We start from the raw sequence: 22,216 nt of genomic DNA, 5'->3' as shown, positions 1-22,216 counted from the left end.
GGCTTCGCTTTGCAGCCGCTTGAAGACGGCGGGCGGGGAGGTGGCTCGCGCCGGGCTGCCGCAGTGTGGCGTTTCTTCGCGGCCGGCCCGGCCGGGGAGACCGCGATCAGTCTGTCGGGCCCCGCGCCGTGTCGTCCCAGGCGTGGGGGCTGCCGTAGTGGTTCTTGTGTCCTGTGGCGAGCACGGAGCGGAGCTTCGCGAGGTGCGGGGTGTCCGCCGGGAGTCGTAGTCGCCCGAGCAGGGCCAGCGCGGCCGTCGGCTCCAGGTCGCCGTAGAGGTCGTGGTAGCTGGCCAGGAGGCCCTCGAACAGCGGCCCGTGCAGTACGGGGAGCCGGAGAGCGGTGTCGTACGCCTGCTGTTTCACGGGCCAGGGCACGGGGCCTGAGCAGGCCAGAACCCGCCCGGCGCGACGGAGCGGACCATCCGACTCCTCGGCCACGATGTGGTCGATGTCGTTCCCAAGTACCTCGGCGAAGGCCGTCGCTGAGGTGTTGCGGTCCTCGAACCAGTCGACCCAGAGCGAGTAGATGACGGCCTCGGCGTCCCGATCCGCCTCCAGCCGTCTGCGATAGCCGTCCCACAGCAGCTTGGCGGGCAGGGGCCCCTGCGAGCCTCGGTCCGCGAGCCGGATCTCGCACGTCACCCAGTAGTCGTCGAGAAGATCGAGCAGCCCGAAGGCCAGCCGCACCCGCTCAGCCACGTCCAGGCACTCATCGGTGAGTACCTCACCGGCCCAGGAGTGCGCGACCTCGTTGGCAGTGAGCGGCCGGTCCGGCTCCTCTGCATCGACCCACCCCTCACGGGCCTCGACAACGTCGCGCTCTGCGAGCCACCGCCGCGCATCTTCCATGGCCGGCATCTCCACGCGAAAAGTATGACAGGAGGCGGGGTTTGTCTGACCGCCATGAGTGACTCCCGAACTTATCGACATCGATCAGGGCGGCGACTTCCCAAAGCGACCCCCGAAGTCGTGAACAAACGACTCCCCTTCTCGGGTTCTGGCTCAACTTCCGTGGTCCACACACGCTGAGTGACGATCTGGCGATGCTGTCGAACCTCGGGAGGTTGCCCGGAATTCGCCAGCGGTCGGGCCGTGGTGGTCGACAGTGCGGGACCGTGGATGATCTGGTGCCCCGCTTGGAAGGGCTGCTGTTTCCGTCGGTCGCGGGTATCGCGGTGCTGTCGGTCGACGAGGACGCCGAGTCGATGAACGTGTGGATCAAGTCCTCTGCGGCGGGACACAGTTGCCCGGAGTGCCGGGGCTGGTCGACCCGTGTGTACAGCTCCTACCTGCGGTTTCCCGTCGACGGTCCGGTCGGGGGCAGACGGGTCCGGTTGAGCCTTCGGGTGCGGCGCTTCGTATGTGGCAACCCGTCGTGCGCGCGGCGGACGTTCGTCGAGCAGATCGAGGGGCTGACGCGGCGCCACGGCCGGTGGACCGAGGGGTTGCGGGCCATGCTCGCTTCGGTCGGGCTGGCGCTGGCCGGGCGGGCAGGTGCCCGGCTGGCCGCCGTGTTCGGGGTGTCGGTGAGCCGGAGCACGGTGCTGCGGCTGGTCGAGGAGCTTCCCGACCCCGTGCCGCCGGCCCCGCGGGTGGTGGGCGTCGACGAGTACGCGACGGGCAAGGGCCGTGCATACGGGACGGTGCTGGTCGACGCCGAGACCCGCCGGCCGGTGGACCTGCTGCCCGACCGGGAGGCATCGAGCCTGGCTGCCTGGCTGCCTGGCTGGCCGAGCGGCCGGGCGTCGAGGTCGTCTGCCGCGACCGCGCGCCGTTCTTCGCCGAGGGCGCCACCGCCGGTGCGCCGCAGGCCGTTCAGGTCGCGGATCGCTGGCACCTGTGGCACAACCTCAGCGAAGCGGCAGAGCGGGTCGTCGCCCGCCACCGACAGTGCCTGCATGCCGCAACTCCCTTGGCTGGTCGGGCCGTTACCGTCGAGTCCGCAGACCGGGAGGAGAACGTGGATCAGCCCTGGCCGACCGGCCACCGGTTCGCCGACCGGACCCGGGCCCGGCACGCTGAGGTGCACGCCCTACTGGCCGCGGGCACAGCCAGCGCGCCGTCCAGTGGCAGCTCGGCATGACTTGGCGCACGGTCAAGGCCCTGGCCGACGCCGCGAGTCCGGAGGAGCTCTTTTGGGGCCAGTGGCAGGGCCGCCCGTCTGTCCTGGACGAGTACAAGTCCTACCTGGACGACCGCTGGAACGAGGGCTGCACCAACGCCTGGAAGCTCTGGGAAGAAATCGTCCCGCTCGGCTACCAAGGCAGCTACCAGCGCGTCCGCGTCTACCTGCGGCAGAAACGGGCCTCTCCCCGGCCCGTGACCGCGCAGCCGCCGTCGCCCCGCACCGTCGCCGGCTGGATCCTCCGGCGGCCCACGACGCTGTCGGAGGCCGAGCAGCTCCAGCTCAAGACCGTCCTGGCCCACTGTCCCGAGCTCGACGCCCTGACCCAGCACGTCCGCGCCTTCGCCGTCATGCTCACCGAGCGCCAGGGCGAGCGTCTCCCTGATTGGCTCGACGCGGTCCGCCAGGACGACCTGCCCAGCCTCCACACCTTCGCCGCCGGCATCGACCGCGACCGGGACGCCGTTATCGCCGGTCTCACCCTCCCCTGGAACTCCGGAGTCGTCGAAGGGCACGTCAACCGGATCAAAATGCTCAAACGGCAAATGTTCGGCCGCGCAGGCTTCTCTCTCCTCCGGAAGCGCGTCCTTCTCGCCTAACACTACGTGGTCCGCTCAGCGAGCCAACTGGTTCGAGCGGGATCAGAGCCGGGCAGCACAGCAGCGGCTGACGATGGCGCCTCAGCCTCAGGCTTGGCTATGGTCACGTGCGCGTGCCGTGTCACGGCAACCCGGCACAGGAGATAAGGAGAACGACGTGGGCAGCGAGTCTGAGGGCATGTCCTTCGCACTTCCGGAGATTCGCAGACTTCGCACTCTGGTCGCACCGCCGACGGGTGGCGGAACCACCATCGACTGGTCGTGTGTGGCCGCAGAGTATGACCACGGATTCCCGGACGACTACCGCGCCTTCATGCAGATTTATGGCGAGGGGATGTTCGACGACTTCCTGCACGTGGATGCTCCCGTCGCAGAGGTCTACCCCAATCCTCCCTTCCCGGTGAAGGAGGGGACCGGTACGGCCTGCCTCATAGCCGAGGAAGAGTATTTCGACGAGCCCGAGTTCCTGATCGCGTGGGGTGGAACGGTGGACGGCGACCTACTGTGCTGGTACGCCGCCGACTCCGACCCCAACCGATGGACGACGGTCATCTGGCGTCGCCACTGGCCAGTGACCGAGTGTTGGACGCGCTTCGACTGCGGGATGAGCGAGCTCTTGTGCCGCTACGTGCAGCGCGAGATCCCCGACTTCTGGATCAGCAACCGTCGCTACGAGGGCTCACGGTTCGTCCACACTCGAGACAATCGGCGCTGGCGCGGCATGGGTCTCGATCCCTGGGCAGTCGAACCTCTGGGGACATAGCAACTAGAGCTTGTTCGGCCGCCCGGCCCAGACCGGCAGCGCTGCGCCGCACGCAACGCCGTCGAGCGAGTCGTCAACCGGCTCGAACACGCGTGATCGACCGGGCAAGCTCCAACTCATCGGTCAGTCAAGGCCTTCGGTGATGCGGAAGTCACGCTCGACGGCGTCGCCGAGGACGACCAGCGCCTCCTGGTAGGCCTCGCTCTCGCGGGCCGCAACGGCCTGTTCGAAGCTGTCGAATTCGATTAGTATGGTGCGCCCGGCGATTCCGGCGTCGTGTGCGACGACCTGACCGTCACGGGCGAGGACCCGCCCGCCCCCGGCTCGGACGGCCCGACCGGCCAGTTCGTTGTAGGCAGCCAGCTTCTCGGGGTCCGAAATCGTGCGGTAGGAACTGACCCAGTAGCCCTTGGCCATGGAGCCCTCCAGTGTTTGAAAGAGCACTTCCGACTTCGACTTCATACTTCAGATCGACCGCACCCGGCGACTGATATTCGGGCTGCTGCGGAGTCCTCGCCGGTCGGCCCCGATTCGGCCCCGATTCGGCCCGGCCGGTCCGGCCGGGTTCGTGCTCGCAGGACCGGAGACGCAGTGGCCGGAGTGATCGATCAGGATGCCCCCGGCGCCGACGGGCGGCGTTCGGGGCGTCAGGGCGTCAGGGCTTCAGGGTGGCGAGGGCAACGAGGATGCGGGACCAGGCGTCGGCGGATTCGGTGGGGCGGAAGGTCGCCGGGCGGTCGGGGCAGAGGAAGCCGTGCGGGGTGTCGGGGTAGGAGACCAGCTCGTGCGGGACTTCCGCTTCGGTGAGGCGGGCGTCGATGCGGGACCAGTCGATGGGTGGGACGAGGTGGTCCTCGGTGCCGACCAGGCCGAGGACGGTGGTGCCGTGGGCGGCGAGGGTGGCGGCGCCGGTGGGGGTGAGCGGGGGCTGGGGGGCGGCGGTGAACGGGGTGGTGTCGGCGTCCAGCAGCCAGCCCGGGTAGCAGGCGACGATCAGGTCCAGCGGGAGGCGGGTGCCCGCGACGAAGGCGAGGTGGCCGCCGACGGAGAAGCCCGCGAACGCCCGGCCCGGGCCGGCGCCGAGGGACGCTCCGACGGAGAGTGCGGCGGCGGTGTCGGTTGCGACCTGGTCGGCCGTCAGGGCGGACAGCAGCCGGAAGCCCTCGTCCCGGCCCGCCGCGTCGTACGGCAGATCCGCCCGGGGGACGGTGCGGCCGAAGAAGTCCGGCGCGACGGCGGCGTAGCCCGCGGCGGCCAGCTGCTCGCAGACACCGCGCACCCAGGCCGTCACCCCGAACAGCTCCATCCCGACCACCACGGTGGCCGGCGGCGTGACGCCCTCCGGCACGGCGACGAACACCTCCGGGCCGGTGGTCTCCGGCCGGGTCCAATACGCCCTCGGCTTCGGCGAGTTCATCGTCCATGTCCCCCTCGTACGGCCCGGCCCGGCGCTCGCCGGTCGAGGCCACGCTACCCGGGCGGGGGCGGTTCACCGGGCCGAAGGCGCGCGGGAGTTGGGTGTCGTGCACGTCCGGCGGGCGGGGGCCCCGGCGCCGCGAGGGCGTCCGGGCGGCGCGCGGCTACGAGGTCGGGCGGTAGGTGGTGACGGTGCCGCCGTTGCTGAACTCCAGCGTCTCGACGGGGGTGAACGGGCGCGGCCGGAAGTCGCCGGCGAAGGCGGGGAGGCCGGTGCCGGCGACCACGGGGTAGCGCTTCCAGATGAGTTCGTCGATCTCCGGGAGCAGTTCGCCCGCGAGCTTGGCGCCGCCGCACAGCCAGATGTCGCCGTCGCCGGGCTGCTGCTTCAACTCCCGCACCAGGCCCAGCGGGTCGGTGCGGACCACGTTGACCGCCGGGTCGGTCGGTTCGGGGAGGGTGGAGGAGACCACGTACTGCTTCAGGTGGGCGTAGGGGCTGGTGACGCCGATGTCCAGGGCGGGGCGGTAGGTGCCAAGGCCCATCACTACGGTGTCGAAGCGCTTGTTGGGCGCCCCGTCGAGGCCGATGTGGGGACGGGCATGGGTCGGCATGGTCTCGGGGAACTCGGCCCGGAGGTAGTCCACCATGTCGTCGCACTGGGGGTAGAAGTCGAACTCGCCGGCCGGGCCGGCGATGAAGCCGTCGATGGAGAGGGCGACGTAGTACACGAGCTTTCGCACTCGGTGCCTTTCGAAGAAGGGTGACCACTTGGTCTGTAGTACTCTGCTTGGAGTGGTAAGAACGTAGCACTACGAGTGGAGTGGTTACAAGCGATGGCCCGAAGCAATCCCGAACGACGCGCGGCACTGCTCGACGCCGCGATCGAAGTCCTCGCCGAGGAAGGTGCCCGGGGGCTGACCTTCCGGGCAGTCGACCAGCGCGCCGCCGTCCCGACCGGCACCGCCTCCAACTACTTCAGCAACCGCGACGCCCTGCTCACCCAGTGCGCCGAGCGTGTCTACGAACGCCTCGGCGCCGACCCCGAGGCCCTCGCCGAGGGCCTGACCGGGCCGCGCGACACCGCGCGGGTCGCCGAGCTGATGCACCAACTCGTCGACCGGATCGCCGACTTCCCGACCGGCTTCCTCGCCCTGCTGGAACTCCGCCTGGCCGCGCTGCGCCGCCCCGAGCTGCGGGAGACGGTCACCCGGCGGATCGGCGCGGACCTCCAGTTCAACATCGACTACCACCTGGCGGCGGGCCTGCCCGGCGACGCCACCGCGGTCCGGCTGCTGTACCTGGCGCTGAACTGGCTGATCCTGGAACGCCTCGCCCTGCCCGACCTGTTCACCGCCGAGCAACGCGCCGAGCTGGTGGACGAGTTGGTGACCCGGGTGATCGGCGCGCCGGCCGAGTAGCGCCACCCGTTGCGCGGGGCGGGAGGGGCGGTGGCGCGCCTGGCGCTCGGTGGTGTCGGGTGGCCGTCGCGGGCGAGCCGACCGACTCGCGCCACCCCATCGAACTGGCCGACGCCGACCGTCACTTGACGCCCAGCGAAGCACCGCGCGCACGACAGGCCGGCCGTCGACCACCTGTACACCCGCAGGCCGGGGTAGCGGCAGTCGATCGGGGTTCGGGGTGGTGAAGGTCTGTTGAGGTCTGATCGATTGACGGTCAGTCAAGCAGCTTCGAACAGGGGCGGGAAGCCTTTGTGTGCAGGATTCTGCGCGAAGTTGTTGACAAGTGCTCGATCGGAGCCCGGATACTGCATCTCATTGCAGAACGGGCCACCGAAGGAGTACCCGTGTTCTCACCCCCACGCAGGCCGGCCGCCGGCGCTCTGGCCGCCGTGCTGCTGGCCGTCGCAGCCGGTGTCGCGCCGACCGCTTCCGCGACTTCGGCGACGCAGCCGGACGCCGCGACGTACAGCGTCGCCGTCGGCGCGCCGGTGACGTACAGCCACCCGACCGACACCCCGGCGGTGCCGTACCTGGACAAGGACGGCACGTTCTGGTTCCAGCAGTCCGCGGCGCTGTACGGCGCGAGCGACCCGCGGTACTGGGACTTCTTCACGGGGACGGACTTCGACACCGCCACCCGTTCCGGTGCCGTCTCCAACGCCGTCAACCCGGCCAACGCGCAGGACAAGAACAACGACACCACCTGGCGCTGCAACAACAGCCCGACCGGGAAGACCGCCACCGCCGCCCCGAGCGGCAGCGGTTACGCGCAGAAGAACTACTGCGACCTGTCGGGCGTCTGGATCGACCCGGACACCGGTGACTGGTACGGGCTGGTGCACAACGAGTTCACGCCCCAACCCTTCGGTGACGGGCTGCACTTCGACGCCATCGACTACGCGGTCTCCACCGACCAGGGCAGGACCTGGACGATCCGCGACCACGTGATCACCTCGCCGTACAGCACCACCCGCGGCGACACCGCGCAGTTCCCGAACCAGACGTACTCGTACGGCGACGGCGACCAGCGCCTGCTGGTGGACGCCGCGTCCGGGTACTTCTACGTGTTCTACGGCTCCCGGGTGGTCGACAAGAGCGGCGGCTGGAAGGCGTTCTACGAGCACGTCGCGCGCGCCCCGATCGCGGGCAAGATGGCGCCGAGCTCCTGGCAGAAGTGGTACAACGGCGCCTGGAGCGAGGCCGGCGTCGGTGGCCGGGAGTCGAACATGGTGCCCGTCGGGGCGTCCAGCAGCACCGGGTACACGCCCGTCTCCGGCGAGTACGACCCGGCGAACGCCGGCACCTCCGCCCAGCAGATCGCGGCCGGTCAGATGCCCGCGACCTCGCCGCTGTTCGTCATGGGCGTCACGTACAACGCCTACCTGGGGCTGTACATCGGCGAGCCGCAGGCCGTCGACCAGAGCGGCAACGCGCCGCAGCAGTTCTACGCCACCGACAACCTCGCCACGCAGAAGTGGTACCCGATCGGGGACACCGGCGGGTACCACACGGCGTCCTGGTACCGCTGGTTCCTGGACGGCGCCAACCGGACCAGCTCGGCGATCGTCGGCAAGTCGTTCCGTTCGTACTGCGCGTTCGGCTGCTCCGGCGGTGCGTCAGGGCAGTACGTGAACGTCAGCATCGACTCCACCGCGCCCGCCGCGGCGCCGGTCGACCTGACGAAGGCCTACCGGATCGCGACCAACGGCGGCCGGGTGCTCGCCCAGGCGTCCGGCACCGCCACTTCGGTGGCCGCGCCCACCGGGTCCGCGCTGGAGTCGTGGACCTTCGCGGCCAACGGCGACGGCTCCTACCGGATCGCCAACTCCTCGACCGGGCAGCTGCTCGGCGTCAACTCCGGCGCGGTGGCGGGCCGGGCCTGGGGCGCGCAGCCGACCGTGACGGCCGCGCCCGTCGGCGGGCCGAGCGTCGGCCAGCAGTGGTGGGTGCTGCGCGGCACCGACGCGAACGGCGCCGCGGACGGCACGGTCAAGCTGGTGAACCGTTACAGCGGCCTGGCGCTCGGCCTCTCCGCCGCCACCGGCCGACTCGCCGAGACCGTCCCCGCCCGCTCCTGGACGGACACCAGCGGCAGCGCGGTCGGCGCGGGCCGCACCGCGAGCGAGCAGACACTCACCCTCACGGTGGCCGGCAGCGCGCCCGAGACCGTCACCGTCACCAACCCCGGCAACCAGGCCACCAAGGTCAACACCGCCGTCTCGCTCCAGCTCGGCGGCAACGACTCGGCCGGCAAGGCACTCAGCTGGACCGCCACCGGACTGCCCGCCGGACTGACCATCAGCCCGGCCGGACTGATCACCGGCACCCCGACCACCACCGGCTCCGCCACCGTCACGGTCACCGCCTCCTCCGGGACGGCCAACGGCTCGACCACCTTCACCTGGGCGGTGAACCCGGCGCTCACCGGCACCCACACCCTGACCGTCTCCGGAAAGGCCCTCGACAACCCCAACCACTCCACCACCGCCGGCACCCAGCTGATCACCTGGGCGCTCAACAGCGGGCAGAACCAGCGGTGGATCTTCACCCCGCAGGCCGACGGCAGCTACCAGATCAGCAACGCCGAATCGACCCTGTGCATGGACGTGAACGGCGGCTCCGGCAGCGCGGGCGCGGCGATCATCCAGTACACCTGCACCGGCGGCAGCAACCAGCGCTGGATCGTCAGCGCGGTGAACGGCGGCTACACCATCGCCTCGCAGAGCAGCGGACTGCTGCTCACCACCGCCTCCAGCGGCAACGGCGCACTGGTCACCCAGCAGCCCGACACCGGCTCGGCGCTCCAGCGCTGGACGATCGGCTGACGGGCAGACGAAGAAACGGGGGGGCGGGGGGGGCCCCCCCCCGGGGGCGGGGGGGGGGCGGCCCCCGGGGGGGGGGGCGCCCCCCCCCCCCCCCCCCCCCCCCCCCCCCCCCCCCCCCCCCCCCGCCCCCCCCCCCCCCGGGGGGGCCCCCCCGCGGGCGGCCCCCCCCCCCCCCGCGCGGGGGGGGCCCCCCCCCCCCCCCGTTCCTGTGTGTCCGCTCAGCCGGGGTGGTGCGCCGCCGCGAACGCCTCGGCGTCCCAGTGGCCGCCCAGCGACGGGGCGAGCGCGGACACGGCCAACTCCCGGAAAGCGGCCGGGGACCGGTCGGCTGCCGCGCCTTCCGGGAGGGCGCCCAGCAGCGGGGCGCCGGCGGCGGACGGCAGGTCGGCCAGGTTGCAGCGGGCCGCGAGGTCCGGGTCTGCGGGCCAGCTGCCGACGACCACGCCGCGCAGCGTCAGGCCCCGGTGGCGCAGCGCCTCCGCGGTCAGCGCCGTCGCGTTGAGGGTGCCCAGGCCGGCCGCCGCGACCAGCAGGAACTCGGCCTGGATGCCCGCGAGTTCGCAGGCGGCGGCGAGGTCGGCGAGGGTCCGGCCCCGCTCGTCGTAGCGGACCAGCAGCCCGCCCGCGCCCTCCACCAGCACGCAGTCGAAACGGTCGGCCAGGTCGGCCACGGTCTTCGCCACCTCGTCCGGCGCGAGGGTCGGCAGACCGGACCGGCGGGCCGCCGTGTCGGGCGCCAACGGCTCGGGGTAGCGGGCCAGTTCGACGCCGTGCACCAGCGGCCCGGCCAGCCGGGCCACCTCCTCGACGTCGCCCGGCTCGCCCGGTGCCAGCCCGGTCTGGCCGGGCTTGAGCACTGCCACCGGATCGGTGCGGAGCGCCGCGAGGGCCGCGGTGGTGACGGTCTTGCCGACCTCGGTGCCGGTGCCGGTGACGAACAGTACGGGGGACATGGTGCTTCCTCAGGAGGGTGGTTCAGTTGCTGTGCGCCGCGTGGGACGCGGCAGCGGCGGCGGCGACGGCTCGGCCGATCGCGGCCACGTCCGCGTCGTCGGTGACGAACGGCGGCATGGTGTAGATCAGGTCGCGGAACGGGCGCAGCCACACGCCCTGTTCGGCGGCGGCCGCGGTGGCCGCCGCCAGGTCGACCGGTGCGTCGAGCTGCACCACGCCGATCGCGCCCAGCACCCGGACGTCCCGTACCCCGGGCTGTCCGGCGCACGGTGCGAGGGCGTCGCGCAGCGCGGTCTCGATGCGCTTGACCTCGGTGCGCCAGTCCTGGCGCAGCAGCAGGTCGATCGAGGCGTTGGCGGCGGCGGTGGCCAGCGGGTTGCCCATGAACGTCGGGCCGTGCGCCAGCACCGGGACCTCGCCGCGCGAGATGCCCTCCGCGACCCTGCTGGTGCACAGGGTGGCGGCCAGCGTCAGGTAGCCGCCGGTCAGCGCCTTGCCGAGGCACATCACGTCCGGGGAGACGCCCGCGTGGTCGGCGGCGAACAGTTCGCCGGTGCGGCCGAAGCCGGTGGCGATCTCGTCGAAGACCAGCAGGACGTCGTGCGCGTCGCACAACTCGCGCAGGGCCCTCAGGTAGGCGGGGGAGTGGAAGCGCATGCCGCCCGCGCCCTGCACCACCGGTTCGACGATCACGGCGGCCAGCTCGCCGGCGTGCCGTTCGATCAGATCGGCCAGGTGCGCCAGGTACTCCGGGTCGGCCGGGGCGTCGTACCCGGCCGGCGGCTCGGCGGCGAACAGCTGCTGGGGCAGCACCCCGCCCCACAGGTGGTGCATCCCGCCCTCGGGGTCGCACACCGACATGGGGTGGAAGGTGTCGCCGTGGTAGCCGCCGCGCCAGGTCAGCACCCGCCGCTTCTCCGGCCGCCCGAGCGACTGCCAGTACTGGAGGCACATCTTCAGCGCGACCTCGACCGCCACCGAACCGGAGTCGGCGAGGAACACGTGCTGAAGCGGCTCAGGCGTCAACTCCACGAGCTTGACGGCGAGTTCGACCGCAGGGCGGTGGGTCAGCCCGCCGAACATGACGTGGCTCATCCGCTCCAGCTGGTCGCGGACGGCCGCGTCCAGCTCCGAGTGCCGGTAGCCGTGGATCGCCGCCCACCAGGACGACATCCCGTCGATCAGCTCCTCGTGCCCGCCCACCGGCTCGGCCAGCCGCAGGCGCACGCCCGCGGCCGACTCCACCACGAACGGCCGGACCGTCCCCGGCATCGGACCGTACGGGTGCCAGACGTGCGCCCGGTCCAGGTCGAGCAACTGCGCGTTGTCCGTCACGCGTTCGGCGCCAGTTCGGTGCCCGCGCCACGACGGCGCACCCGCACCAGGTCGGTGCGCGCCTCGTCCTCGGCGGCCTCGGTTTCCGTGGTGGCCGTCTCGGCCTCGTCGGCCTGGTCGGCCTGGTGGCCGCCGCACGGGCCGCAGCCGCCGCCCGTCCCGCAGGCGGTCTGCTCCTCGTGGCCGCCGCAGGCCGAGGCGCCGCCGCAGCCGCCGGCCGACGCGCGGTGGCGGGGCAGGGTGGTCTGCTCGGCGCCCTCCACCTCGAAACCGGCGTCCTTGATCATGTCGAGGTCGGCCTGTCCGGCCTGGCCCTCGCTGGTCAGGTAGTCGCCCAGGAAGATCGAGTTGGCGATGTGCAGGCCCAGCGGCTGCATCGACCGCAGGTGCACCTCGCGGCCGCCCGCGATCCGCACCTCGATGTCCGGGCAGACGAACCGGACCATCGCCAGGATCCGCAGGCAGCGCTGCGGCGTCAGGTTCCACTCCTCGGCGAGCGGGGTGCCCTCGAACGGGATCAGGAAGTTCACCGGCACCGAGTCCGGGTCCAGCTCGCGCAGCGCGTAGACCACGTCCACCAGGTCCTCGTCGCTCGCGCCCATGCCCGCGATCAGCCCCGAACAGGCCGACAGGCCCGCGCCGTGGGCCTTCGTCACGGTGTCCACCCGGTCCGCGTAGGTGTGGGTGGTGGTGATCTCGCCGTACGTGCTCTCGGAGGTGTTCAGGTTGTGGTTGTACGCGTCCGCGCCGGCCGCCTTCAGGCGCTCGGCCTGATTGTCCGACAGCAGCCCCAGGCAGGCGCAGACCTCGACCTGCTCGTCCGCGTCCTTGATCGCCGCGATGGTGTCCGCGACCCGGTCGATGTCCCGGTCCGTCGGCCCGCGGCCGCTGGCCACCAGGCAGACGCGCTTCGCGCCGCCCGCGACACCCGCGGCCGCCGCCTCGGCGGCCTGCTCCGGCTTCAGCCAGGTGTACTTGAGGATTTCCGCCTTCGACCCCAGGCGCTGCGAACAGTACGAGCAGTCCTCCGGGCACAGCCCGCTCTTCAGGTTCACCAGGTAGTTGAGCTTCACCCGGCGCCCGAACCACTGCCGGCGCACCCGCCCGGCGGCCGCAACCACATCCAGCAGCTCGTCATCCGTGGTGGCCAGTACGGCCAGCGCCTCCTCGCGGGTGGGCAGTTCCCGGCGAAGGCCCTTGTCGGTCAGCGTGTCGAGGAGATCCATGGCCCGATCCTGCCCGGGCCGCCCCGCCGTCCGCCAGAGGGAACACACCAGAAGATCGCCCGGAGCGTGTGCGAGTAGTCACAACAGGCCTTGACCTGCCGCTTTACGCACGATCTGACGGTATTCCGATAGCCGGCGGACGCTGCGAGACATTCCTCACACGGTCACGGTGGTTTGCACCCTGCCGCGCAACTTCGCTTCCTGAGCGGACGTGATCTGCCGGATCACCAGAATCGCGAGCACCGCCGCAGCCAGGCCGGCCACCACGTCGAAGGCCGAGTAGCCGTTGTCGCCCGCGCCGAGCTCGTCGAGGACCGTGGCACCGACCGTCTGGGCGAGCCAGGCGGCCCACCAGGCGTTGATCAACCAGGTCTTGCCGGCGGGCTCGGTCGCGCGCCAGATGTCCAGCGCGATCCGGCGCGGAATCCACCACATCGCCAGGGGGACGAACCAGGCGCCGACGGCCCATCCGGCCGAGTACTTCTGAATATCCGGACCGAAGCGGTCGACGTTGAGCCGACAGCGCCGGAACCAGAGAACGAATGCGACGATGCTGCCGACGGCCAGCACGACCAGGAGCGGCACGAGCATCGGGAACACCGCCGACCGGGTGCCGCCGGCCGCGGCGACCGCCGCCTGCGAGGCGGCCTCAAGGCCGATCAGCACCTGCGCGGCCGGCGCCAATCGCCGGACGCCGGTGGCCGATCTGTCGTCGGGCAGGGCCTGCGGGCCCGGCATGTGGTGAACGTTCCCGGAATGCACGGAGATCCCCCGCCGAAGTGGTGCCTGCGGTGTGGATCACTCGCAGTGACGGCGTGAAGAATAGGGGCTTCGCTCGAACTCTCAAAGCGAGTTGCCCTGGCTCAACAGCTACGCACAGCGGCCTCGACCTTGCCGAAGTCCCCCGCCGCGAAAGCCTTCGCCGGGATGGTGAAGTACATCGTCCCCGCGTCACCCCAGCCCCAGCCGAGACCGGTGTCCTCGGCGAGTTGGAGCAGATGGACGGCGGGCCCGCCGGCGTCGCGGCCGGTCACCGCGTAGGCGTAGGAGGCGTCCGGCCAGCCGAAGGCGCAGTGCTGTCCGGCCGTGTTCCCGTCGAGGTCGCCGAACGCGGCGAGGATGAGCGACGCCGCGCCCCAGTGCCTGTCGGAGTCGAACTCGACGTCGTGGTCCTCGACGTCCCAGGCGTCCGGGAGCATGGTCGACCCGACGGCGCGGACGGGGCGGGCCGGATAGTTCCTCGCCGGTTCGTGCGCGGTCCTTTCGACTGCTCGTGCGGGGTCCGCCGGAATCACCCGGTGGGCCTGCGGGCCGGAGGTGTCCAGCTGTCGGTAAGTCTCGTACGGCAGATCCGGAGCGAGGGAGAAGAAGTTGAGCAGGCCCGGCCGGGTGGGCAGTTCACTGCCGAGCGGGGCGGCGAGGGCATCGGTGTCGAGGACGGCGAGCAGGGACAGCGGAACGCCGTCGAGCTCGGGCCACCGGGTTTCCGGTTCGAGGAGGGCCGGGCCGCCGAGCCGGCATCGGCCGGTGGCCGGGGCGCCACCGCTCGCAGGCTCCAACCGGAAGCCGCGGCGGGCCATCGCGGCGAACTGCGGGCCGGCTCGCTCTCCGAGCCGTTCGACGCAGACTCGGTGCATCTCGGCAGTGTCGTGGAATTCCATGCCGTCATCGTCTCAACTGCCGCCCACAGTCGGCTTTGCGCCGATGCGAACACGGCTCGGTCGAGGCTCCTACGGCTTGCGCGCGAGGGCGCAGGAGATCATCCGTTCCCACACCGTCGGTTCGTGCGGGGGCGTGCCGGTGTTGGGGGCCGGGGCGGATTCCGGGCGCCAGAGTGAGCAGTTGACGAGGCCGGGTTCGAGGAGTTCGAGGTCGCCGAACAGGGCGGTGATCTCTTCGTCGGTGCGCCAGCGGCCGCGGCCGAACGCGTCCTGCAGTTTCTGTTCCGCGATCCGGGTCTGTTCGTTGTCGCCGTCGCCGTCGCCGTCGCCGTCGCCGTCGCCGTCGCCGGTGCGGAAGTGCGAGATGTAGATCCGGCTGTCCGGCGGCACCCGGTCCGTCCACCAGTGCACCAGCTCGCCGGGCTGTTCGGCGTCGTTGAGGTGGTGCAGGACGGCGCTGAAGACGATGCCGACCGGCTGGTCGAAGTCGATCAGGCGGGCCACGTCGGGGTGTTGGAACTCCTGTCACTCGGACTGTCGGCGCCCCAACTGTAGGAGAGCACCCGCCCGCCCGGGACGGCGAATCGCCGTGGCCGCGCACCTGGTGGCGGCCGTGGCCACGGCGGGGCGGTGAACAGTTCGTTGGGGAAAGGTGGCAGACGGATCGGGCCTGCCCGGGTACGGTCGGAGGCATTGGGACGGGAGGGCAAGGCATGACGGCAATGGCGGAGTCCGGCACGCTGCGGGTGCCGCGGAGCATCAATGGCATCGGGCATGCGCTCACCTATGACGAACGGGCCCGGTTTTACGGCGAGTTGGGGCCGGTCGAGGATCCGCTTGACCGGGAGGCCGTGATCACGTCCTGGTGGCTGCGCGCCATGTCCGCGGCGTACGGCAGCGACCGGTCCGGCTTCCGGGCCGCCGTGGGCCCCGTACTCGCCGCCGCCCGGTCGCGACAGATCGGGGCCGTCGCGTGAAGGGTTGGCGGTTCTGGCTCCAGGACCAGCCCGCCCAGACGATGATCGAGATCTCCAAGGCGGACGACCTGCTGTTCGCCCTGGTCACCGCCGCCCTGGTGACACTCGACGGCCGGGCCGGCTCCGCCCTCGACGAGTGGGGCGACCTGCGCAGCGCGGTGCTCGCCCCGTCGGTCACCGCCGAACTGTTCGTCAACCCCGAGGAACGCACCATCGACGTCCTGCGCCTGGTGTGGGTGCCGGGGCTCGGTGAGTGACTCGATGGGTGCCGAGGTGGTGGTGGCCGGCGCCGATCGGCGAGCCGGCGGGTCGCCCGGCGCCGTCAGTGTGTTGGTGAGGCAGTGGCGGCAGGAGGTGGAGGGGGTCGAAGAGGGGCACTCGTGGTGCGCGCCCGAGTTGATGAACGACCTCGGTTGCCGCAGTGCGCTGGCGGAGGAATGGCCGCAGCTGCCCGCGGCGGTCCGCGAGGCCTGGGAGCCGGAGCTCCGCGGGCTGGACGAGCGATTTCGCGCCGCCACGATCCCCTGGCCCGGGCGCGGCGACGGCGACGGCCGGTGGTGGATGTGGCGGATTCCGCGCCTGATCCATGCCGAACCGGGGGAGCGGTGCGACGAGCGGGGCTGGCCCGCGGGCTGGGACATGATGCCGTTCGCCAAGCCGGATGCGGCGCGAGTGATCTTCTGACAGTCGCCCAGTGTCCGGTCGGCGCGCGCAAGTTGGACATAACGTCATATCTGCCGATAAGTCGATTGGTGGCTCCGGGCCTGCAATGGCAAGGGTGCTTCCGGTACGCCCGACCCGAAGGTGGGATTGTGGGATGACCTGCTTAGAATCTGCGCCATGACCATCCAGGGGGACGCGCCAGCAAGCACCGACGAGGACCTGCCGGTGGCCGGACATCGGGCCGTCGGCGAGCGGAGACGACTGGCCGTCCTGTGGAGTGTCGTCGCGGTACTGGCCGCCGGCGGCGTCTGGGTGGTGTCCACCCCGCACCCCGGCGACATCCTGCCCGGCCTCGGGCCGACCAGCACCCTGCCCGCGGCCGCCGCTGCCACGCCCGGGCAGGTGCCCAAGCCGCTGACGGAGTCTCAGGCATTCGGCGCGGAACGGTACTTCCCCGCCCAGCGCACGTACGACTACGACGCGTTCAAGGCCCGCCGGACCGCCGCCCGGGACGGCGCCGACTGCCAGAACGTCCAGATCGACAAGACACACAATCTGCTGGAGAAGCTCGACTGCCAGAGCTGGCTCGGCGTCGCGCTCACCCGCAACGACCAGCCCGTGATCAGCAGCCTCACCGTCCTGCGCTTCAACGACCCGGACGCCGCCTCACGGGCCGTGCAGGCCGTGCGCGAGCACGCGGCGGAGTTCGAATTCACCTTCCCCGACGGGCTGGTGGCCCCCGCCGCAGGCGTCAAGCCGATGGCCGCGACGCGGGTGGAGCTGGTCGGCCACTACATCACCATCGCGGTCTCGCGGTATGCGGACCAGCGGCCCGGCGACGGCCCGGACGACGTCCTGACCGCCAGCGCCAGGACCGCCGCCGCCATAGCCGGCCAGCCGTTCATGTGGATGTAGCACCGGATCGTTCTTTTGTGGTCACCCCGAGTGTGGTCGCCCCGAGTGTGGTCACCCCGAGGAACCCCGCCGCGCCGCACGCCAGCACCGCCGCCAGCGCGAAAACCGTTGCTGCGCCCGACGGCAGGGCCAAGCCGCCCAGCACGGTGCCCGCGCCGATGCCCAGGTAGATCGCCGACGAGTTCAACGACACCACCAGGGGGGCCTGTTCGGCGGCTGCCGCCAGCAAGCGGTGCTGCTGCGCCGGGGTCTGGCACCAACTGCTCGCGCCCCACAGGAACGCCAGCGCTCCGGCCGGGATGCCGCCGCCGCCCAGGTGCCCAGCCGCGAGCGCGGCCAGCACCGCGAACGACACCGCCATTGCCGCGTAACCCGCCGTCAGCACCCGCATCGGACCGGCCCGGTCCGTCCAGCGACCTGCCAGCAGGTTGCCCGCCACCGCGCCCGCGCCGTACAGCGCCAGCGTGACCGGTACGGCGATCCGCCCCGAGACGCCGACCGCAGCCAGCACCGGCACGCTGTACGAGTACGGCGCGTAGCAGGCCGCCATGCCGAGCACCGTCAGCGGCAGCACCGAGAGCACTCCGGGGTGGCGCAGCGCGGCGAGCCGCCTCCGCAGCGAAACGGGCTCGCCGCCCGGGAGATGAGGGAGCGTCAGGGCGACGGCGAGGGCTCCCAGCGCGGACAGGGCCGCGACCGCGCCCAGTGCCGCCCGCCACCCCAGGCCGGCGGCGGCCACCCGTCCGAGTGGCACGCCGAGCGCCGTGGCCACCGTCAGCCCGCCGATCACCACCGCGAGCGCCCGCCCCCGCGATTCGGCTCGCGCCAGCGCTGCGGCCGTCGCGCCGGCGGTCGGGGTGAACGCGGCCGCCCCCAGAGCCGCGAGGACGCGGCCCGCGAGCAGAACGGCGTACGTGGGCGCCAGCCCCGGATTTGCGCGAAGTCGGGGCGCGGGGAACTGTGCGACAAGCGTGGACGTGTTCGCATGGTCGCGATCAAGTGCAGGTCATTGTCCTGCGCCGCGATCTTTCCGACGGGTGCGTTCCCCTTCGCGCAGTTCCTCGCGCCCCCGGTTTTGCACCCGCTCGCGCCCCTGGTTTCGCATCCTTACGCGGCGGAGGCCAGGCGGGCGTAGTTGCGGCGGACGCGGGTCACGGATGCCGCCGGGGCGTCCCCCGCGAGGTCGGCGATGGTGCGGGCGGCGAGTTCGCGGCGCCAGGCGAGTTCGGCGCGGCGCATGGCGGCGGCGATGCCGCAGGGGCGGGCGAACTCGCGGGTGGTGGCGCGCCCCGTCACCGGGTCGGGAGGGCAGTTAGTCGATCCAGGCCAGGATCTCGCGGAACTGGGCCACCACGCGGTCGAATTCGGCGGGTTGTTGGTCGGCCAGGTCCCGGTAGAGGTCGAGTGCTTCGAGTGCGGCGTCCCGGGCCAGGCCGTGGTGGCCGAGGTTGAGTCGGACCAGGGCGAGGATGCGCAGGGCGGCGGCCAGCGGGGACCGGTGGAGGTCGGGATCGGCACGGAGGAGGTTCCGGCAGATGGCCGTCGCCTCGAGGGCGGGGGCGAGTGCGTCCGGTACCCGGCCGGCCATGCCCGACTGGGTGGCCAGCACGATCAACGCGTGGGCCAGCGGCGGGAGGTGGGTGTCGGGGTCGGTCGCGGTGAGGGTGCGGCGGAGGGCCGTCGCCTCCTCGGCCAGGGCGATGCTCTCGGCCAGCTCGCCGGGTTCGACCAGGGAGTCCGCGAGGGTGATCAACGCGTCGGCCAGCAGCGGGAGATGGCGGTTCGACACGGCTTCGTCCAGGCTGCGGCAGAGATCGAGGGCGTGGCGGGCCGGTCGGACGGCCGAGGCGAGGTCGCCGGCGAGCCGGAACTCCTCGCTGAGCCGGATCAGGGCGCGGACCAGCTGCGGCATGTGGGCGCTCGGGGCGGACCCGGCCAGGGCGGTGCAGACCACGACGGCCTTCGCGTGGACGGGTACCGCGTCGGCGTGCCGTCCCAGGACGGTGAGCAGGAGGCCGAGGGCCTCCAGCGCTTCGGCCTGCCGGGGGAGGAAGGCCGGTGAGGCCAGTGCGTCGAGGAGGTCCGCCGCCTCGACGCGTGCGGCCAGCGCTTCCGGAACCCGGTCCAGCAGGAGGAGGTGGTTGGAGAGTTGACCGATCGCGGTGGTCAGGCGCGCGGTCCATGCGGTGGGGCGGTCGGCACTCAGAGCGCGGTACAGCTCGACCGCCTCCTGGGCCGCCGTCAGCCCCTCCCCGGCCTGATGCTCGCCATCCAGGAGGCCGGAGAGGCAGAGCAGGGCCGCTGCGACGGCGGAGCGGTCGGTGTGCAGTGGGTCGGCGCGCAGCCCGCGGGCAATGGTCAGCGCTTCGCGCGCCCGGGCCAGGGCCTCGGGATGGCGGCCGAGTCCGTGCAGGTGGTCGGCGAGGATGGTGAGGGCGGTGACGAGCCGGGGAAGGCGGGCGTCCGGGTTGCTCTCCGCGAGCCGGCGGAGCAGCGCGGTCGCCTCCTCTGCGGGGGCCAGCCCCTGGTCGGGCCGCCCGAGCAGTCGCCAGGCGTGGGACTCGTTGGAGAGCGCCGTGGCGAGAGCGGACGTGTTGAGGTCCGGGTCGTCCGCGGCGAGCACCCGGTACACCCGCACGGCCTGGCGGGCGACCTCCGCGCACTCCGTCAGGTGGCCGAGATCACCCAGCCGGATGGTCAGTTGGGTGGTCGCGATCGCCCACCGGCGGCCGTGCGTCTGCGAATCGGCCCCGGCGAGCCGTCGGCTCAGGTCGTACGCCTCCCGTGCGGCGGCCAGCCCCTCGGGGTGCCGTCCGAGAGTGCCGAGGATGGTGGACAGTTGGACGAGCGCGTCGGCCAGCCCGGACGGGTCCACATCCGCGCGGGTGCGGTGCAGTGCGATGGCCTCCTGCGCTGCGGCCAGGGCTTCGGCGGGCCGGTCGAGTTCGCCGAGCCGTGCGGCGAGGTTGTCGAGCATGCCGGCCAGGCCGCGGGCGTGCGGACCCGGGTCGGTCTCGAAGAACGTGCGCCACAGCCCGACCGCCTCCTCGGTCAGTGCCAGGCTCTGCTCGGCGCGGCCGAGCCGGCTCGTCCAGAGGGCGAGTCCGTTTAGCGCGGAGGCGAGTGCCAGCCCGTAGCGGGCGGGATCGGCGGCGGCCGGCTGCCGCAGGCGGACCGCCAGGACCTCGGACAGTTCGCCGTGTTGGCGCACGAGGGACGGGCGGACGCTCGCGAGCACCGGGTCGAGTGCGACCAGGTCGTCCAGCGGCGTTCCGGGGTCGGCGGTGATCGCGTCCAGCGCGGCCAGCAGCGGCCCCGGGTGCGGGCTGCGGGTCGCCAGCGGGACGAAGTACGGTGCCAGCGTGGTGTGGTGACGCACGCACAGTGCGGTCAGCGCAGCGTCGAGGCGCCCGGCGGTGGCGGGTTGGGCGGCCGCGCGGGTGTAGACCGTGAGGAGCTGCCCGGTGCCGTCGGCGTCGAGGGCGGGCAGCAGCTGCTCGGGCAGCGTGGGGTCGGCCTCCAGGACGCGGGCGATGTGGCGTTCGGCGAGCCGGTCGGGTGGCAGCGGGCCGAACGGCTGGGGTGCGGGGGCGAGGTAGAGCGCGCCGAGCCAGGCCGTCACCGTGTCGCGGCGGTCGCGGGGTTGGTCGGCCAGGGCCGGGAGTTGGCGCCACAGTCGGTCGGCCTGCTCGCGGTCGGCGGCGCCGGCCAGGTTCGCGGCGGCGACCACCGTGTCGAGTGCGCGCAGCGACAGTGCGGGGGAGAGGCCGAGTGCGGCCGCCGTCCGTTGCCAGTAGCGGCGTTCGTGGCCCAGCAGCCGGTCCTCGACCACGGCGGCCCCCGGCCGACCGGCGAAGTCGGCCGAGCCGGTGGTGTCGAGCAGGTCGGCGAGCGCCGCCATTTGGAGGGTCAGCGCATTGTCGTACCCGGCCCGGCCGAGTTCGGCGGGCACCGGCAGCGCAGCCGCGACGCCCGTCCAGTCCGGCCCCGACTGGCCGTCCACGAACGGCAGCGCGGCGGCCAGCGCGTCCAGCGCGGCCCGGTACGCGGCCGGGCGGGCGGCCGGCTCGTCCAGCAGCGGGTCCAGCCGCCGGGTCGGGGCGAACTCCAGGTGGTCCTGGGCGACGTCGTCGGCGGTGACGGCCTGCTGCCACCAGTCGCCGTCGGTGCGGGCCAGCAGCAGGAGCTTGAACGCCGTCGGACCGCGGTGCGCGGCCGCGGCCTTGACGAGGGCCGCCAACTGCTCGGTGCGGTGCTCGGCGTAGTCCAGGACGATCAGCAGCGGACGCGCCGCCCGCCGACAGTCCGCCAACTCCTCGGCCCCGGGGTCCGGACGCGGCCACAGCACCGCCCACTGCCGCTCCGACAGCCGGGCCGCCAACTCGTGCGCCAGCCGGGTCTTGCCCTGACCGCCCGGGCCGTGCAGCAACCAGGCGCCGAATCCGCCGCGTTCGCACCACTCGACCAGTTCGCCCAGCAGCTCCGTCCGCCCGTGGAACGGCACCACCTGCCGGGCCGCCCGCAGCAGCGCCGCAGGGGAGCGGACCGGACCCGCCGCCCGCTCCGGGGCGACGGCCGGATCGGCCAGGTGCTGCAACTCGACCGGCTCCAGCGCCGCCGCCGGAACCCCGTGCGTCGCCAACACGGCACGGAACGACGGATCGTGGTGCAGAACATAGACGGGCACCAGGTTCAGCTGCGCGCCGCCCGAGTGCGCCCGTTCGGAGGCGACCACCCCCACCAGCAGGTCCTCGCAGTGCACCGCCGCCCCCGAAAGGCCGCCCCACGGGGAGCCGGTGGACCACTGCGGCGGGTGCTGCCGCAGGTCCAGCACGTGCCGGTTGTCGACGTAGCCGGTGCCCGGGTTCAACTCCCCGACCAACTGCACCGCTTCGGCCGGACGCCCCGGGCGCTGGCCGACGTCCGGCAGTCCCCAGGTCTCGCAGGCCGTCCCCGGACGGTCCGTCACCAACCGCCCCCACCGCACCGGCCCGGGCGGCTCCGCCCACAGCGACTCGTCGAGCACCAGCAGCGCCGCATCGTCCCGCCCGCCCGGCGTGCCGCACCACAGCACCCCGGCGCCGACCGGCCCCGCACCCGCCGGCCGGAACACCTCCAACGGCCCGTCCCCGCACACCACATGAGCGGACGTCAACACCAGCCGCCCACCGACCGCCCACCCCGAACCCGGACCGCCCGGCCCACCAACCCCCACCAGCCGTGACCGCTCCACGACGCCCCCTGTTCACGCTGCGAATCGCCATCACCCTAGACGAGCAGCGAACGGTGCCAC

Annotated in this window: 21 protein-coding genes and 2 pseudogenes; 10 read left to right on the top strand and 13 right to left on the bottom strand. The window is 72.3% G+C overall.

All coding sequences use genetic code 11. The features are described from left to right. Positions 1-106: 106 nt before the first annotated feature. Positions 107-850, bottom strand: coding sequence for a hypothetical protein (locus ACIHEI_RS27165; protein ID WP_396608438.1), 744 nt, complete (start codon positions 848-850; stop codon positions 107-109). A 194-nt stretch (positions 851-1,044) separates the two neighbouring features. On the opposite strand from ACIHEI_RS27165, the pseudogene ACIHEI_RS27160 reads away from it, so the two are divergent. The 4 genes and pseudogenes from ACIHEI_RS27160 to ACIHEI_RS27145 form a co-directional block, all read left to right on the top strand. Further along, positions 1,045-1,305 (top strand): annotated as a pseudogene (locus tag ACIHEI_RS27160) (hypothetical protein); the annotation flags it as partial. A gap of 56 nt (positions 1,306-1,361) precedes the next feature. Then, positions 1,362-2,084 carry a transposase gene (locus ACIHEI_RS27155; protein ID WP_396608437.1) on the top strand — a complete coding sequence of 241 codons (723 nt, stop codon included), beginning with the start codon at positions 1,362-1,364 and terminating at the stop codon, positions 2,082-2,084. Further along, entirely contained in the window at positions 2,081-2,725 is a 645-nt protein-coding gene (locus ACIHEI_RS27150; RefSeq protein ID WP_396608436.1) for a transposase, read from the top strand. Before ACIHEI_RS27155 ends, ACIHEI_RS27150 begins: the two co-directional genes overlap by 4 nt. Positions 2,726-2,882: 157 nt before the next feature. Continuing rightward, positions 2,883-3,488: a hypothetical protein gene (locus ACIHEI_RS27145; protein WP_396608435.1), complete on the top strand. Its 606-nt coding sequence runs from the start codon at positions 2,883-2,885 to the stop codon at positions 3,486-3,488. A gap of 123 nt (positions 3,489-3,611) precedes the next feature. Here the strand turns inward: ACIHEI_RS27145 and ACIHEI_RS27140 are convergent, their stop codons facing one another. The 3 genes from ACIHEI_RS27140 to ACIHEI_RS27130 form a co-directional block, all read right to left on the bottom strand. After that, positions 3,612-3,905: a DUF1330 domain-containing protein gene (locus ACIHEI_RS27140; protein WP_396608434.1), complete on the bottom strand. Its 294-nt coding sequence runs from the start codon at positions 3,903-3,905 to the stop codon at positions 3,612-3,614. Between the two features lie 238 nt (positions 3,906-4,143). Continuing rightward, on the bottom strand, positions 4,144-4,905 hold the full coding sequence (locus ACIHEI_RS27135) for a dienelactone hydrolase family protein (protein WP_396608433.1): 762 nt from the start codon (positions 4,903-4,905) through the stop codon (positions 4,144-4,146). Positions 4,906-5,068: 163 nt separating this feature from the next. Further along, positions 5,069-5,647: a dihydrofolate reductase family protein gene (locus tag ACIHEI_RS27130; RefSeq protein ID WP_396608432.1), complete on the bottom strand. Its 579-nt coding sequence runs from the start codon at positions 5,645-5,647 to the stop codon at positions 5,069-5,071. 93 nt (positions 5,648-5,740) lie between these two features. On the opposite strand from ACIHEI_RS27130, the gene ACIHEI_RS27125 reads away from it, so the two are divergent. Together ACIHEI_RS27125 and ACIHEI_RS27120 are read left to right on the top strand one after the other, a co-directional pair. Continuing rightward, a complete protein-coding gene (locus ACIHEI_RS27125; RefSeq protein WP_396608431.1) occupies positions 5,741-6,325 on the top strand; it encodes a TetR/AcrR family transcriptional regulator in 585 nt (194 codons plus the stop codon). A 386-nt stretch (positions 6,326-6,711) separates the two neighbouring features. Beyond that, entirely contained in the window at positions 6,712-9,192 is a 2,481-nt protein-coding gene (locus ACIHEI_RS27120; RefSeq protein ID WP_396608430.1) for an RICIN domain-containing protein, read from the top strand. Positions 9,193-9,410: 218 nt separating this feature from the next. Here the strand turns inward: ACIHEI_RS27120 and bioD are convergent, their stop codons facing one another. From bioD to ACIHEI_RS27090, 6 genes and pseudogenes are all read right to left on the bottom strand, one after another. Beyond that, positions 9,411-10,145: a dethiobiotin synthase gene (gene bioD, locus ACIHEI_RS27115; RefSeq protein ID WP_396608429.1), complete on the bottom strand. Its 735-nt coding sequence runs from the start codon at positions 10,143-10,145 to the stop codon at positions 9,411-9,413. A 22-nt stretch (positions 10,146-10,167) separates the two neighbouring features. Next, entirely contained in the window at positions 10,168-11,418 is a 1,251-nt protein-coding gene (locus ACIHEI_RS27110) for an adenosylmethionine--8-amino-7-oxononanoate transaminase (RefSeq protein WP_396608454.1), read from the bottom strand. Positions 11,419-11,477: 59 nt separating this feature from the next. Further along, positions 11,478-12,707, bottom strand: coding sequence for a biotin synthase BioB (gene bioB / locus ACIHEI_RS27105; RefSeq protein ID WP_396608428.1), 1,230 nt, complete (start codon positions 12,705-12,707; stop codon positions 11,478-11,480). 156 nt (positions 12,708-12,863) lie between these two features. After that, positions 12,864-13,445 (bottom strand): DUF4328 domain-containing protein, encoded by a 582-nt coding sequence (locus tag ACIHEI_RS27100; RefSeq protein WP_396608427.1) that lies wholly within the window; start codon positions 13,443-13,445, stop codon positions 12,864-12,866. A 125-nt stretch (positions 13,446-13,570) separates the two neighbouring features. Further along, on the bottom strand, positions 13,571-14,368 hold the full coding sequence (locus ACIHEI_RS27095; RefSeq protein WP_396608426.1) for a DUF1963 domain-containing protein: 798 nt from the start codon (positions 14,366-14,368) through the stop codon (positions 13,571-13,573). Positions 14,369-14,437: 69 nt separating this feature from the next. Then, positions 14,438-14,875 (bottom strand): annotated as a pseudogene (locus ACIHEI_RS27090) (SAM-dependent methyltransferase); the annotation flags it as partial. A 206-nt stretch (positions 14,876-15,081) separates the two neighbouring features. On the opposite strand from ACIHEI_RS27090, the gene ACIHEI_RS27085 reads away from it, so the two are divergent. The 4 genes from ACIHEI_RS27085 (at position 15,082) to ACIHEI_RS27070 (ending at position 16,923) form a co-directional block, all read left to right on the top strand. Next, on the top strand, positions 15,082-15,345 hold the full coding sequence (locus ACIHEI_RS27085) for a hypothetical protein (protein ID WP_387640969.1): 264 nt from the start codon (positions 15,082-15,084) through the stop codon (positions 15,343-15,345). Continuing rightward, the gene (locus tag ACIHEI_RS27080; protein ID WP_387640970.1) at positions 15,342-15,602 is read left to right on the top strand and encodes a hypothetical protein; all 261 of its coding nucleotides are present in this window, start codon (positions 15,342-15,344) and stop codon (positions 15,600-15,602) included. The genes ACIHEI_RS27085 and ACIHEI_RS27080 overlap by 4 nt, the downstream gene beginning before the upstream one ends. A gap of 4 nt (positions 15,603-15,606) precedes the next feature. After that, positions 15,607-16,029, top strand: coding sequence for a hypothetical protein (locus ACIHEI_RS27075; RefSeq protein WP_396608425.1), 423 nt, complete (start codon positions 15,607-15,609; stop codon positions 16,027-16,029). A 156-nt stretch (positions 16,030-16,185) separates the two neighbouring features. Next, positions 16,186-16,923, top strand: a complete 738-nt coding sequence (locus ACIHEI_RS27070) for a hypothetical protein (protein WP_396608424.1) — start codon at positions 16,186-16,188, stop codon at positions 16,921-16,923. On the opposite strand, the gene ACIHEI_RS27065 is transcribed toward ACIHEI_RS27070, so the two are convergent. From ACIHEI_RS27065 to ACIHEI_RS27055, 3 genes are all read right to left on the bottom strand, one after another. Next, positions 16,910-17,848: an MFS transporter gene (locus ACIHEI_RS27065; protein WP_396608453.1), complete on the bottom strand. Its 939-nt coding sequence runs from the start codon at positions 17,846-17,848 to the stop codon at positions 16,910-16,912. The genes ACIHEI_RS27070 and ACIHEI_RS27065 overlap by 14 nt on opposite strands. A gap of 182 nt (positions 17,849-18,030) precedes the next feature. Beyond that, a complete protein-coding gene (locus ACIHEI_RS27060; RefSeq protein ID WP_396608423.1) occupies positions 18,031-18,219 on the bottom strand; it encodes a hypothetical protein in 189 nt (62 codons plus the stop codon). A 16-nt stretch (positions 18,220-18,235) separates the two neighbouring features. After that, positions 18,236-22,078, bottom strand: a complete 3,843-nt coding sequence (locus tag ACIHEI_RS27055) for a tetratricopeptide repeat protein (protein ID WP_396608422.1) — start codon at positions 22,076-22,078, stop codon at positions 18,236-18,238. Positions 22,079-22,216 lie beyond the last annotated feature (138 nt).

Origin of the sequence: Kitasatospora sp. NPDC051984 (assembly GCF_044593455.1) — a bacterium.
Taxonomy (GTDB): domain Bacteria; phylum Actinomycetota; class Actinomycetes; order Streptomycetales; family Streptomycetaceae; genus Kitasatospora.
This window is presented reverse-complemented; position numbering and strand designations above follow the sequence as displayed.

Coding starts and splice junctions, on each gene's coding strand:
- ACIHEI_RS27165 (WP_396608438.1), bottom strand. CDS start 850: ATGGAAGATGCGCGGCGGTGGCTCGCAGAGCGCGACGTTGTCGAGGCC.
- ACIHEI_RS27155 (WP_396608437.1), top strand. CDS start 1,362: ATGTGGCAACCCGTCGTGCGCGCGGCGGACGTTCGTCGAGCAGATCGA.
- ACIHEI_RS27150 (WP_396608436.1), top strand. CDS start 2,081: ATGACTTGGCGCACGGTCAAGGCCCTGGCCGACGCCGCGAGTCCGGAG.
- ACIHEI_RS27140 (WP_396608434.1), bottom strand. CDS start 3,905: ATGGCCAAGGGCTACTGGGTCAGTTCCTACCGCACGATTTCGGACCCC.
- ACIHEI_RS27135 (WP_396608433.1), bottom strand. CDS start 4,905: ATGAACTCGCCGAAGCCGAGGGCGTATTGGACCCGGCCGGAGACCACC.
- ACIHEI_RS27125 (WP_396608431.1), top strand. CDS start 5,741: ATGGCCCGAAGCAATCCCGAACGACGCGCGGCACTGCTCGACGCCGCG.
- bioD (WP_396608429.1), bottom strand. CDS start 10,145: ATGTCCCCCGTACTGTTCGTCACCGGCACCGGCACCGAGGTCGGCAAG.
- ACIHEI_RS27110 (WP_396608454.1), bottom strand. CDS start 11,418: ATGCCGGGGACGGTCCGGCCGTTCGTGGTGGAGTCGGCCGCGGGCGTG.
- bioB (WP_396608428.1), bottom strand. CDS start 12,707: ATGGATCTCCTCGACACGCTGACCGACAAGGGCCTTCGCCGGGAACTG.
- ACIHEI_RS27100 (WP_396608427.1), bottom strand. CDS start 13,445: ATGCCGGGCCCGCAGGCCCTGCCCGACGACAGATCGGCCACCGGCGTC.
- ACIHEI_RS27095 (WP_396608426.1), bottom strand. CDS start 14,368: ATGGAATTCCACGACACTGCCGAGATGCACCGAGTCTGCGTCGAACGG.
- ACIHEI_RS27085 (WP_387640969.1), top strand. CDS start 15,082: ATGACGGCAATGGCGGAGTCCGGCACGCTGCGGGTGCCGCGGAGCATC.
- ACIHEI_RS27075 (WP_396608425.1), top strand. CDS start 15,607: ATGGGTGCCGAGGTGGTGGTGGCCGGCGCCGATCGGCGAGCCGGCGGG.
- ACIHEI_RS27070 (WP_396608424.1), top strand. CDS start 16,186: ATGACCATCCAGGGGGACGCGCCAGCAAGCACCGACGAGGACCTGCCG.